7 protein-coding genes are annotated in these 13,886 nt (G+C 48.5%); 3 read left to right on the top strand and 4 right to left on the bottom strand.

Annotated elements, in window-relative coordinates:
- The first annotated feature begins 21 nt into the window (after nt 1–21).
- On the top strand, nt 22–1,557 hold the full coding sequence (locus tag FS806_RS08860; RefSeq protein WP_144934678.1) for a flotillin lipid rafts scaffold protein FloT: 1,536 nt from the start codon (nt 22–24) through the stop codon (nt 1,555–1,557).
- A 101-nt stretch (nt 1,558–1,658) separates the two neighbouring features.
- Here the strand turns inward: FS806_RS08860 and FS806_RS08855 are convergent, their stop codons facing one another.
- The gene (locus FS806_RS08855; RefSeq protein WP_186328283.1) at nt 1,659–6,284 is read right to left on the bottom strand and encodes a family 10 glycosylhydrolase; all 4,626 of its coding nucleotides are present in this window, start codon (nt 6,282–6,284) and stop codon (nt 1,659–1,661) included.
- A gap of 501 nt (nt 6,285–6,785) precedes the next feature.
- Between FS806_RS08855 and FS806_RS08850 the strand changes: the two genes are divergently transcribed.
- Nucleotides 6,786–8,687 carry an ATP-binding protein gene (locus tag FS806_RS08850; RefSeq protein WP_144934672.1) on the top strand — a complete coding sequence of 634 codons (1,902 nt, stop codon included), beginning with the start codon at nt 6,786–6,788 and terminating at the stop codon, nt 8,685–8,687.
- Between the two features lie 106 nt (nt 8,688–8,793).
- Here the strand turns inward: FS806_RS08850 and FS806_RS08845 are convergent, their stop codons facing one another.
- Together FS806_RS08845 and FS806_RS08840 are read right to left on the bottom strand one after the other, a co-directional pair.
- Nucleotides 8,794–10,089, bottom strand: a complete 1,296-nt coding sequence (locus FS806_RS08845; RefSeq protein ID WP_144934669.1) for a polysaccharide deacetylase family protein — start codon at nt 10,087–10,089, stop codon at nt 8,794–8,796.
- Nucleotides 10,090–10,125: 36 nt separating this feature from the next.
- On the bottom strand, nt 10,126–11,307 hold the full coding sequence (locus FS806_RS08840; RefSeq protein WP_144934666.1) for an MGDG synthase family glycosyltransferase: 1,182 nt from the start codon (nt 11,305–11,307) through the stop codon (nt 10,126–10,128).
- Between the two features lie 706 nt (nt 11,308–12,013).
- Between FS806_RS08840 and FS806_RS08835 the strand changes: the two genes are divergently transcribed.
- Nucleotides 12,014–13,174 carry a Gfo/Idh/MocA family protein gene (locus tag FS806_RS08835; RefSeq protein ID WP_144934663.1) on the top strand — a complete coding sequence of 387 codons (1,161 nt, stop codon included), beginning with the start codon at nt 12,014–12,016 and terminating at the stop codon, nt 13,172–13,174.
- A 250-nt stretch (nt 13,175–13,424) separates the two neighbouring features.
- On the opposite strand, the gene FS806_RS08830 is transcribed toward FS806_RS08835, so the two are convergent.
- Nucleotides 13,425–13,769, bottom strand: a complete 345-nt coding sequence (locus FS806_RS08830; RefSeq protein WP_144934661.1) for a hypothetical protein — start codon at nt 13,767–13,769, stop codon at nt 13,425–13,427.
- Nucleotides 13,770–13,886 lie beyond the last annotated feature (117 nt).

Below are 13,886 nucleotides of genomic sequence, written 5' to 3'. Positions count from 1 at the left end.
CAGATGAGAGGAGAAGAAGCTATGGAGAATCTTCCAGATTTCTTAGTAATACCGGGTATTATTTTGGCGGTTATTGTTATTCTCGGACTCGCTTTCTGGGCCCGGTACAAAACGGTAGGACCCGATCAGGCGATGATTGTAACAGGGTCTTTCCTCGGATCCAAAAACATCCAGATAGATGAATCCGGGCGCAAGCTGAAGATCGTCCGCGGCGGGGGGGCCTTCATATGGCCGGTGTTCCAGAAGGCCGAGTTCCTGTCGCTGTTGTCTCACAAGCTTGACGTATATACTCCTGAGGTATACACCGAGCAAGGAGTACCGGTTATGGCTGACGGGGTTGCGATTATCAAGATTGGCGGTGCAATTGAAGATATTGCTACGGCAGCCGAGCAGTATATGGGCAAGCCTATCGAATCCCTTAAGGGGGAAGCCCAGGAAGTTCTCGAAGGACATCTGCGCGCCATTCTGGGAACGATGACGGTGGAAGAGGTTTATAAGAACCGGGAGAAATTCGCCCAGCAGGTTCAAGCGGTTGCTGCTAAGGACCTGATGAAGATGGGGCTGCAAATCGTCTCCTTCACCATCAAAGATTTAAGGGATAAACACGGATATCTGGAAGCTCTCGGTAAGCCCCGGATTGCGGCGGTCAAGAGAGATGCCGATATTGCCGAGGCCGAGGCGATCCGTGACGCCCGTATCCAGAAGGCTAAAGCCGCGGAAGAAGGACAGAAGGCCGAATTGCTGCGCGATACCAATATTGCGGAAGCGGAGAAGGAGCGGGACCTGAAGGTGGCCTCCTTCAAACGGGAACAGGATACGGCCAAGGCGGAAGCCGATCAGGCCTACTTCATTCAGGAAGCGAAATCCAAGCAGATCGCTGTGGAAGAGCAGATGAAGGTAGAGCTTGTCAAGAAAAACCGGGAAATTGATCTTCAGGAGAAGGAAATTCTCGTTCGCGAGAAGCTGTATGACGCGGAAGTGAAGAAGAAAGCCGATGCGGACCGGTATGCGGTCATCCAGGCTGCTGAAGCGGAGAAAGCGAAGAAAATGCGCGAAGCGGATGCTCTTCAATATAGAATTGAGGCGGAAGCCAAAGCGGTTGCGGAACAGAAGCGGATGGAAGGTCTTGCTATCGCTGATGCGGAGCGGGCTAAAGGTTCGGCCGAGGCTGAAGTAGTCCGGCTGAAAGGCTTCGCGGAAGCGGAAGCGAAGGAGAAGCTGGCCGAGGCGTTCCAGAAATTCGGCGAGGCGGCTGTCCTTGACATCATTGTCAAGATGCTGCCGGAGTTGGCCGGCAAAATTGCCGAACCGCTGGCTTCGATCGATAAGCTGACGGTGGTGGATACCGGCAATGGCGAGGGAGCGACCCGTGTAAGCAATTATGTGACCCAGCTTATGGCTACCGCACCGGAGATGCTGAAGGATGTCTCGGGTATTGATTTGAACCAGCTTGTTCATCAATTGACTCACAAGAAGTCGGACAGCACAGAAACCAAGACGGTGCCGCCGGTTTCCGAAGCACCGAAGTTCGATATAAATCCGACGGAAGACAAGTAGAGACGGAATCATTTAGAATAAATCAAGATCGACGATGTATGAAAAATAAGCAACCTTAGCCCGGTTGGATTCCGGACTAGGGTTGCTTATTGGTTTGTTGTCTAGTTTAATGTATCCAGCATCCGCAGCAGCATCACTACAGCTTCTGCCCGTGTCGTATGTTCATTCGGTGCAAATTGATTGCCGTCCCGTCCACGGATGATTCCTTCCTGCGCGGCTGCGGCTGCATATCCTTTGGCCCAGCCAGGGATGTCGGCATCGTCGGCAAAGGACGTAGAATGGTCGGATGGTAATTCTACGTTCAGTGCGCGGATAATCATGGCCACCATCTCCACGCGGCTGATCTGCGCATCCGGACGGAAGCTGCCGTCCTCATAGCCGTTGATTATACCTGCTTGCACCGCCAGGGAAATAGCCGGCTGCGCCCAGTCGCCAATCTGATTGCGGTCGGCAAAGGACAAAGGCTTGGCGCTGCCCTCCAACTGAAGCGCCCGTGCCAGCATCAACGTAAATTCCGCCCGGCTGACCGTCTTATCCGGTTGGAAGGTATGGTCGGGATAGCCATTGATTAGGCATTGCTGGACAGCTTCTTTAATATGTTTATCCGCCCAATGTCCGTTGATGTCCGTAAAATTAACATCGACGCAGGCTGGCACTTCAATTACCGGTTCCTCAACAGGCTTCTCAACGGCGAACACTGCGAATTTGGCGAAGTGATCGACTTCCGCAGTCATTTTTCCATCCTTCGCTGTTCCGCCAACTTCAACCCATTCACGTTTATCTTCATCGAAATAGAAGATGGACGGCATTTGGTTCTCGCCAACTATGCTTGGATCATAAGCGATTGTAAGCGTCACTGGCTTCTTGAAATTGCCTTCAACATCCTTCACGATTTCGAAGACGGGACTGACGAGCTTATATTCAGGCATAGATACGTTTAACGGGGAGTTCCATTTCCGAATCGTTAATAGTAAGTCTCGATCAAATGCGCCTTCCGGAAGGATAATAGATACTTCCTCACCGAGCCTGGCTGTTCCGCTGCTGCCTGCTTTCAAGGTCACCGTGCTCGACGGCGGCAGATGGACGGCGCTCCAGCTTCCGGAGCTTGCTCTTACGATGACGTTAACTGCGGCTTGGATATGATCCGGATTGTCAACACCTTCCGGCAATTTCAGCTTGCCTGCGAACACATATTTGCCGGCTTTATGGCCGTTGTAGGCCGGGGTACCGCCATCCCAAATCACGGTTGCCTTCGTCGTGGATTCATCATTCAAAGTCACCATGACATCGGAAGGCAGCTTCAAATCGGTTATTGCGGTTCCATAGTTTACAGAAATATCATCCAGTTTTGCTGCTTTCTTCGCATAGACAGGGCCGGCTTTAACAATGACACGCACTTTCGCTTGAATGTTATCCGGATTGCTGACTCCTTCCGGAATATCCAATGTGCCCGAGAATACATACGTGCCCGCTTGATTGCCGTCATAAGCGGGAGTACCGCTGTCCCAAGTCACCGCGACAGCTGCTTTAGTATCGTCGTTGAATGTGATTTCGACGCTGGCAGGCAGCTTCAAATCGGCCAACACAGTTCCGTGGTCTACAAAAATGTCGGCAAGCGCGGCAGCTTCTTTCACGATAGTCTCAGTCTCCCGGGCCTTAACGATCACCCGCACTTCTGCCTGAATATTCTTAGGATTTTCAACGCTATCCGGCAAATCCAATTTACCCGCGAACACATAGATGCCGGCTTTGTGGCCGTCATAAGCGGGAGTACCGCCATCCCAGGTCACGTTGAGACTTGGCTGCGTACCGTCGCTTAAGGTTACTTGAACGGTTTTCGGCAAATCCAAGCTTTCCAATGCTGTTCCATATGCTGCAGAAATGTCGGACAATTCGGCGGCTTCTTCCACAATGGCTGCTGCTGTCGCGGTTACCGTCCTTGGTTCGCTGAATTCACTTTCATTATGCAATCGGTCAACCGCTGTTACCGCATAGGTATACGTCTTGCCCAAGGTCACATCCCGGTCGACATAGGAGGCCAGATCGGACTTGCGCATTGTAGTTAAAATATGAGCAGGATTATTCCTGTCCGGCACTTGATCGCCGGAAGCACGGTAGATGACATAATAGGCCGTGCTGTCATCCGTATCTGTCCAGTTCAACTGAATGCCGCTCAGAAGAGAGAACGCTTCTATAGCGGGTGCTTCAGGCGCCTCTGTTTCCAACCAGGGCATGACCGGAACGAGTGACGGGTATTTATAGACCTCGGCGATCTTATTCCTTAAATCCGGCTTTCCTATCAAATCCCTTGTCGTAAAGTGGATGCTGCCCTTTACTTGCTCGTAGTTTAAGTTATAAATCAATTGATTCGGGATCTCGTAAGGATCCGTAAAGTTAGCGTCCGAGCCTACTTTATAATCGGCATGACCGATATAAAGATGAGTATTGGCGTTATGCTCCTCAATGAGTTCACTCCACCAGTCCACCAGAATTTCATACGCCGCAGGGGCAAACCCGAAGCTCCAATAGATTTGCGGAGCAACATAGTCTATCCAGCCTCCAATAACCCACTTGCGAATATCCGCATGGAGATTATCGTAGCTTGGCTGTCCGGCGTTCGTGTTCGATCCGTCGGGATCTACGCTTTTATTACGCCATACACCGAACGGGCTAATGCCAAATTTCACGTAATTCTTTTCCTTCTTAATTTCCCGGCTCAGGTTATAGATTAGAGTATCTACATTATGCCTGCGCCAAGCATTAATATCCCCGGGATAATCCTTTCCGTACTTGTCATATGTCGCTTGGTCGGGGAAGCCTTCTCCGTCAAATCGATTCGGGTAGAAATAGTCATCGAAATGAACGCCGTCGACATCGTATTTTTTTACGACTTCCATGACGCTATCCGTTATATATTGAATGGCCTCCGGGACGCCCGGATCGTAATACAATTTGCCGCCATAGGACATGACCCAATCCGGGTTCTGGCGTGCCGGGTGGTTTTCGACTAATTTGTCCATATCCGTATTCATGCTGATCCGATACGGATTGAACCAGGCATGGAATTCAAGATTGCGCTTATGCGCTTCCTCGATCATAAACGCTAACGGATCGTACCCGGGATCCTTCCCTTGGACTCCGGTGATCCAATGGGACCAAGGAGCCAGTTCCGATGAATAGAAGGCATCGGCCGTCGGTTTCACTTGTACGACCACCGCATTCATGCCAAGCGATTGATGAAAATCGAGCAGGTCGATGAAATCCTGTTTTTGCTGCTCAGGATCGTTTGATTTGGGCCAGTCGATCCTTTCTACGGTCGAAATCCAAGCGGCCCGCAGCTCTCTTTTGGGCGGCTGAAGATCGGGATTGTTCACGACGACAGTATAAGTGGCGTTCTTGCCGCCATACTTTGCGGTAATGATGGAAATGCCCAGCGATTTTCCTTGAATCCATCCGTTTTCGTCAATGGCGGCTACACTTGGGTTGCTGGAAGTAAAGGTGACGCCCTCCTTAAGCTCAACTTCAAAAGGTTCGATATTGTAGGTTCCTATCACCTTGGCTTGTTTCGAATCGCCAATCTCCATAGCCGTAAGTCCGGTTAACTTGATACTTTGCAGGATTGGAATCGGTATTCCGACGCTAAGCTCGAGAGTATCCGATTGGTTTCTGTAGGATGCGGTTAGAGTCGTTCTCCCTATGGAATGGGCCTCTATAAGCCCATTCTCATCGATCGTTGCCACTTTCTCATCGCTGCTTGAATATGTGACTCCGGTCAGAATTCGCACAGGCTCGGACACCCCCCTGAAGGTAGCGAACAGCTCCGTTTGAGCTTGCTCAAACATCTGCAATTCGGCGGCCCCGATCAAATCAAGATGTTCCACAAACGGGTCATCATCGGTTACGATCAATTCATAGGTTGCGTCAAAAACACCATAGGACGCTGTAATGGTCGTTACCCCCTTGCTTATCGCAGTAACGGTCCCATTCTCATCCACGGTGGCGACATTTTCGTCACTGCTTGTGAACACTATCGGCCCCTGAACTAATTGAGGAGCGGTATACCCTTCACGTGTCTCGAAGACTTGTGCGGTTTGAGTTTCGCCGGTCTTCATCGGAGTCAATCCAAGCAGATCTAATCCGTATAACCCTCCCGTATCGCCGTAGAATACGCTTACACGATCGAAGTAGGCGGTTCCCGCCGTTTTATTCAGATCGTTGGTTTGTGCTATATAGATCCGGCGAAGTTTAATCGGATCTGTAAATTCCGGTTTGGTCAGCTGTTGGGGAATGTTGACGGTCACGTATTTCCATCCCTTCCAGTTAAAGCCCGAGCTTGATGTAAAATCGGCAACGTAACCCGTATTGAACTCTGCACGGAGCCAATGTTTATTATTGCCGTCTCCGTATACCCACAGGCCCAGCTTGGTCGGCTTGCCTTCTAAAGTTCTGGAATCTGAAGTTCCAGGATCCAAGAAGTTTACATATGCGGCTGCCGTACCGCTTTCTTGGACCAGGTTATAGGTTAGTTTGGCCGAATGATTGCCATAGAGAACCGGCTCCGGTCGGCTTGCCGATTCTAAATTTCCCGTGGCTTTTATAAAAGAAGCTGTGACGTTCTCATTCCCGAAATCTTCGACTACTCGAACAATTGAAGGAGTTGGTTGGCCGTATGTAGTCTTGGTGACCGATTCCTCATCGGCTGTTTGCGTCAGGCCGTATGTAGCCATAGTAACTGAATCATCATTGGTGGATGCGGAACTAGCTGCAACAAAATTGGCACCGCTTACAAAAACGGAAAGTAAAAGTACTGAAACCATAACAAGCGAGATCGTACTTTTGGTTTGATGAAACCACTTCGCCAATGCTTATTCCCTCCCCATCTTTCACTTGTGCAGTTATTAAATTTAGTTAACTGCATAAAATTGTGAAACATTATTTCACCCCTTTGTTAGAATATAGTATATAAAACGGAAGTATTCAATCGTAAATTTCAAAATTATCCAATTTCTAGAATGAAGAATTTTACATGAAACAGTCGGTTCAACACCTTCAACGTGGAGGTACAGCTTTCTAGAATGGCTGCTGATTTATTCTATAAATGTCGAAAAGAAAACCTTAATGGTGGAATAAGAAGGATTTTGTAAAATTGTGTCGAACAATGCACATATCCACTTAATCTAATCGATGCTTTAAACCCATTATCATCTGTATGAGACGGAGTCCCCGAAATGAGACGATGGAGTAAATTTATCCGAATATTCATTTTATTTGCCGGTGTGGTTTGCATTGGTTTCTTGTTCATACGGGCAGATGCTGAAATAGCAGATCGCCTTCCATTGACGGAGTGGGAGTATTACTGGGGGGATTTCCCCATTGGCTCTGATGGAGATTTACAGTGGGAGAGCAGTGCGGATCAGGAAGGAATCCACGATAGCCATTGGCTCCCCGCTCAACAGACGATGAATCTTCCCGGAAGAGGGGACTGGAATGTACTATGGCTGAGAACGACACTTCCGGCCATCTCATGGAAAGATCCGAGTCTGATTATCCAAATATATGAAAATTTCAAGGTTTACGTCAATGAACAGCTGGTATATCAGTATGGGGACGTCGATAATAGAGGCTATAACGCTTATCAAGGGACTCCGGAAAGGGTAGTGCTGCTCCCGGCGGAGCAAGAGGGTGGAACACTTTATATTAAGATATATTCCGGGTCGCCCAATATAGGAATGCTGGATTACCCCGAATTGACGGGTTATTCGGATTATATTCTCTCACTGCATAAGCAGCAGGCGGCCCGCTTCATACTTGGCTGCTTTTACATCATTGCCGGGCTGCTGTCGCTATATCCGTTCTATAAATTGCGGCTCAAGCCGTTTCTGTCCTTCGGCGGGTTCGCGATCAGCTTCGGCCTGTATACGATCTGCCGGACGACGATTATTTATTTTTATTACGATAACCCTCAGGTATGGATGTATCTGGAGCTGGTTTCCTTGATAGCCGGAATGGCCTCGGCCATCATTCTAATTATTCAGTTGTTTGAGGATTCCCAAAGCGTCCGGCCCATGAAATGGCTTTGGAAGGTCCACCTGTTATATGGTCTCGTCTATATCTCATCGGCTTATATAGGGAAGGTGCATTTGCTGACGGGGCTGTTTTACTATCAGTTGTTATTGTTCGTCACTATGGCGGTAACTATTGTATACTTGTCGATTCTTTCCTTCAGGAGAAACAGGGAAGCGCAGATTGTGCTGCTGGGAACGGTGTGCTTCAGCCTGGCAGGAAGCATAGACATCTTGGACAGCATGTTTTTCGGTATGAATATTCCTTCGATTTCCTATCTGGGAATGCTGCTGTTGGTTCTATGCCTCGTGATTGTGCTGATCCGCAAATCGTTCCACATGATTAACCGGCTGAGATATACCGAGAAGCTGTCTCTGGTAGGCCAGTTAGCGACCGGTATAGCTCATGAAATCCGGAACCCGCTGACAGTCATCTCCGGAAATCTCCAATTGATGAACAAGCAGCCCAACAAGAGGGATACGGTGCCTCTAATGCTGGAAGAGGTTAATCGGATTAATGAAATTTTAAGTGAATTGTTATACTTGTCGAGAACGCAGCCTCCTACTTTTGAGAAATATGATTTGATTCTTGTGTTGAAATCGGTCGTTGCTTTATTCCGGAGCCAGTCCACGGAACAGCCCATCCATATTCATTTCCGGAATGAGGAGGAAGAGCCGCTATTGATTTGGTGCGATGCCAATCGGCTCAAGCAAGTCTTCGTCAACATTCTTAGAAACGGGATCGAGGCTATGCCCGAAGGCGGCAATATGGAGGTAGCGGTCCTCCGGGAACGGGATGGGGTACAGATCCAATTTATGGATGAAGGAGTCGGGATAGACGTTAATGATTTGCCGAGTCTCAGTATGCCCTTCTTTACGACCAAGGCTAACGGTACAGGATTGGGACTGGCCATTAGCCACAAGATTGTAGAAGAGCACGGAGGGGAGCTCGGTATGTTCAGCCGCCCCCAACGAGGGACAATGGTCGTCATTAAACTGCCGCTTCGCAGCAGAGTTAAAGAAAAGCAGGGAAGCTTGCCGATAAACGGAAGAACCTCGCAATCCTGAATCAGGAAACGAGGTTCTTTCTGTTTATTCACCGATAAACGCGCCTTTTCAGGAAGGCGGCAGCCATTTATCCTTGCTGCCAATATGAGCTTGGGGCGTTCGGTGATTATGCAATATACCGGTTTTCCAGCTCGCGGGTAGAGATGGCGATAATTTTCGGAACCAGAAGCTCATTCTTGGTTCTTAGTCTATCCCGGCCTTGCGGGTGAAGAACATACATCATAAATTTAAGATAGTATTGCGTAGCAAAGGAGAACATTCCTTTGGGCAGATCAATGACGGTAAATCCAAGCTGGCTGGTGCCCCGGTGAATGAGGCTTATTCCGTACAGCCCTTTGACGTCTTTATATTGAGGATCATTTTGTAATAAGTACAGAATTCTCGGAAGCATCGCTTCTGTCCGCCGGATCATTTGGATAGCCAGATGCACCGAGCTCTTCGACTGGCTGGTCAACTGAACGAGCAAATCGTTATTGAAATGCAGTTCGGCGATCCGGTCCCCTTTGGAAATAATAACGCCATCATTCAGCTTGATCGGGCTGCCATAGTATTCTCGGCAGCGCAATTGGAGGAGAGAGTCCTCCTCGGAAACAGGAACAATATGAAATAACCGGACAAAGCACCGCTCCCACAATAACCAGGCGGACAGCATCAGGCGTCTGATGAAGCCGAGTTCGCCGGCAGCGGGGACGGCCTTCTTCGTTTCGGGAAACATCTGATCCACTCGAACGAATTCGAAGGAATGATCCCACTCCGCCAAAGTCTCCTTCAGTGCCTCGAGCATATAATGCGGTGCCTCTTCATCGGCTCCGAAGGTATCACCGCTGTCATGGAGCAGGATGACCGATCCGTCCGTCACCCGGGTGAGCAGAAGCTTCTTCAATTTCTGCTTGGCCGCTTTGGCATTCCAGTCGCGGGCCATTAGCGACCATAAGACAATCGAGTACTGCCGGCGCAGCAGAAAGTCGCCCAAGTTAAGAATCCCCCAAGGGGGGCGGTAATAAGTTGGGCGAACGCCCGTAATCCGCTCAACAATGTCGGCGGAACGATCAACGTGGTCTTTTCTTACTTTGCGGGGGGTCATCAGCCAATTGGACTTATGGGTATAGTTATGAATGCCAATTTGATGTCCTTCCTGATGAATTCTGCGGATCAAGTCCGGATTTCGCTCCGCTTTGGAGCCCAGCACAAAGAATGTGGCCTTGATATTGTACTGGTTCAGTAGATCCAGTAGCTTGGGTGTGTAATTAGGATCGGGACCGTCATCAAAAGTCAGGGCCACCTGCTTAAGCTTGCTGCCCTTGCGGTGGATTCCCCAACCGAAGACGCGTGATATGATCCATGGCAGGATCATATACAGTCCAAGGAAGGTTAACCCTACCCACAATATTTTCTCTCTCATTTCCCTTAACCCCTTCACTAAGGAAAATTAATACAGTCAGCGGACGGCGTAAACGGCTTCCGGAGGCTGATAAGCGTTCCAGGAAGTTTCCGTCCGGAGAATTTCATCCACGGCGTTAAGCGCCGCATTCTTGGCTCCGAACGTTCCGGCTTTGATCCGCATGTCCCTTAACAGTTGCGGATGGCGGAGAACGTGGGACAGCTGGGCATGCAGCTCGGCTTCCTTCCTGGCAAGAATCGCCACTCCGGAACGAACCCAGTACGCCGCGTTGTCCTGTTCTTGTCCCGGAAGCGGCTTATACAGCAGCATTGGAAGCTGCTGAGCTACCGCTTCGGATGTGGTCAGTCCGCCTGGCTTCGTTATGACAATATCGGATAGACCCATCAGTTCGTGAACATAGTCGATATACCCGGTTAACATAACCCGATGAGGGGAATGAACCGTTTCCGACTCCAAATACTGCCTGAGCTTCTCGTTATGGCCGCAGACGACGATGAATTGCACCGGATCGGGATGCAGCAGGTCAGACCATAGAAGAGAGGTCGATTCCTTACCGATCATACCCAGTCCTCCGCCCATAATAAGAACCGTCGGAATCGATGGATCAATTCCATATTTACGTCTTAATTCCTCCCGGTTCATCTCCTGGGAAAAATGAGGGCGAACGGGGATGCCGGTTATCGAGATTTGATACTCATGCACATGATGCCTCAGCAGGGCATCGCGCACTACATCGGAGCCTACCAGATAACGGTCGGTATACGGATGGATCCAATAGCTATGATCCGTATGATCCGTAATTGTCGTAACGGTGGGTACCTGGGTCAGTCCGTGGCTTTTCAGCAATGACATAGCCGCAGCCGCCGGAGGAAATGTGCTGACTACTACCGTAGGCCGCTCCTCCTCTAACAATTTTATCATACGATTGAGATCAAACAATTTGATTTTCTTAAATAATTGCGACAAAGAATTGTCCGTTCGTGTTTTTTGAAAAAAGAAGCCGTATACGTTAGGGAAATGTTTGACCCATTGCGCATAGCAAAACTTGCCGATGTTATGAAGTTTTGTGTAATTCCATTCCATAAAATCAACAATCTTCACCTGTACATCAGGGCCGTAAAGTCGAGAAGCTTCCAGAATGGCTTTAGCGGCTTGTTTATGTCCATCTCCGAACTCGCCGGATAATATCAAAATTCTATGCTGTTGTTTTCCGTTCACTTCAAGAACACCCCATTTGCAACAATTCTCATTGCACTTATTGTAAAATACTTTTGGATGTCACGGTATTGACTTAAGACCATTTATAAACCTAGACTTAGGTCGGGTTGCCATGATGTGGACGATCAATAATTTATGTGGATGAGACGTTTGTCAGCCCCAGCGGTTTAAATTTCACATCGAAAGCTTAAGTTCAATATTAAGAAATGATTCGACGGTTCCAAAAGGAATCCTAGATACTTGAGTACACTATATAGTTCGGGAGTTCCCCGCAGATGATACGAATCGAAGGCCTCACGTCACTTCGTGGGGTAATTGTTTTCTTCTACTTCTTATTTTAATACAAAATGTTAAACGAATTGCCTATCAAATCCTAAATTTTTTCTTAAGTCCATCATAAGCGGCAGGAAATTGAGGAAGGCTATTGTCAATTATTTCAAAAAAAGACCTTGATTATACTGGTTATTCTACCATAATTCCATTTATTAGGTTAAGATTCTTTTCAAACACCCGTTTTAAATGTTGGTATTCAACATTATTGTCTACGCATGTTGCTTTTTTCCGGATGTTTTCGTTAGGGCATCTATACTAATCTTGGCTAATTTATGCCGATTCCCAAACTTAAATTATCTTTTCTTTGTTTACTGGGCGGCATGGTTTATAATGTAGTCGTAACTATTAATCAACATTAGAATAGGAGGTACCTATGGATAAGGTTCGATTTGGCATTGTCGGCATCGGGAATATGGGATCTTCCCATGCGAAGTATTTAGCCCAAGGAACCGTGCAGGGAGCGAAGCTGGCCGCCGTTTGTGATAACAGACCGGAACGGCTGGCCTGGGCCAAGGAAAATTTGGGCGAAGAGGTCCGTCTGTTTGACAATGTAGAGGCTATGTATGCTTCCGGAGAAATTGACGCCGTCCTGATTGCGACCCCGCATTATGATCACCCGACGCTGGCGATTCAGGCATTTCAGCATGGGCTTCATGTGCTGTGCGAGAAGCCGGCAGGGGTTTATACCAAGCAGGTTCGCGAGATGAACGAGGCGGCAGGGAAGACCGATAAAATTTTCGGGATGATGTATAATCAGAGAACGAATCCGCTCTATCAGAAGCTGAGAGACTTGGTTACTTCCGGCGAGCTGGGCGAAATCCGCCGTACGAATTGGATTATTACCAATTGGTATCGCCCGCAGAGCTACTACGATTCCGGCGGTTGGAGAGCAACTTGGGCCGGGGAAGGCGGCGGAGTGCTGCTGAACCAGGATCCGCACCAGCTCGATTTGTGGCAGTGGACGGTCGACATGATGCCGGTTCGGGTAAGGGCCTTCTGTGCCTTCGGCAAATACCACAATATCGAGGTAGAGGACGATGTGACGGCTTATGTGGAGTACGATAACGGAGCTACAGGCCTGTTCGTAACAACTACAGGCGAAGCGCCGGGAACGAATCGTTATGAAGTAACGGGAGATCGCGGCAAAATCGTTATTGAAGACGGCACTATGACCTTCTGGAGATTACGGGTATCGGAACGCCAGTTCAATGCGGAATATAAAGGCGGCTTCGGACAGCCGGAATGCTGGAAATGCGAAATTCCGATCGTCGGCAGAGAAACCGGGCATAGCGGCATCACCCAGAACTTTACCGATGCCATTCTGAAAGGAACGCCACTGTTAGCCCCCGGAGTCGAAGGAATTAAAGGATTAACGCTATCCAACGCAATGCATTTGTCCTCCTGGCTTGACGATTGGGTTCAACTGCCCATTGACGAAGACTTGTACTACGAGAAGCTGCAGGAGAAGATCCGCAACTCTAAATTTGTCAAGGTTACGAAAGAAATGACTATGAACACCGACGGAACTTATTGATTCCCGATTATAGTCAATCTTTGCTTAAAGGGGCATTACGGCGATATGCCGTTATGGTTGCTTTCTTTTCTCATCTATGTTAACGTGTGCAATAAAATCGATTGTCCATTTTCTCATTTATCAGACCGATTCCGAATAGGAACCGGTTCTTTTTTTTGACAAAAGAAAAAGGAGCAATTTGCATTAATCGATTGGAATTCCCTCTGTATGGCGAATGAAAAAGGCGTCCGCGGACGCCTCTTACCGTAAGTTATTGTCTATACGACGATTGACCGTAATAACGGGAACCCGCCTGCTGAGTGCTGTACGGCTGGTTCACCTGATTGATGCTGTGCATCACTTGTTCCAGCTCATTGCAAATTTGTTCAATGTGCTGCATTTGCTGCATTGCGGTATGGTGTCCTTGCAGCGCTGTTTGAATCATCTGCACCGCTTGCCGTTCTTTCTGGGCAATTTGCTCCAATTCTACAGCATTTTGCTGCTCCTGCTGAAGGAGCTGCTGATACATCATGCTGGCTTGCTCGGTTTGATGCATCATTTGACGAACAGTTTGACGACAATGGTTAAGCTGCTGGCCCGCTTGGAACGATTGCATGTAAGAAGCCTCCTAATAATATGATTGGTCCTTAGCTTGGTTAATTAACGATAACCGTTTGTATTATGGAGTGGAGCCCGTCAAAGTATACTGGTAAACGATGCCTGAGCCGTAAAA

The sequence above is a fragment of the Paenibacillus sp. 32O-W genome (assembly GCF_007679495.1).
Classification (GTDB): Bacteria; Bacillota; Bacilli; order Paenibacillales; family NBRC-103111; genus Paenibacillus_L; species Paenibacillus_L residui.
Note: the sequence above shows the minus strand (reverse complement) of the source record. Positions and strands in the feature narration are given on the sequence as shown.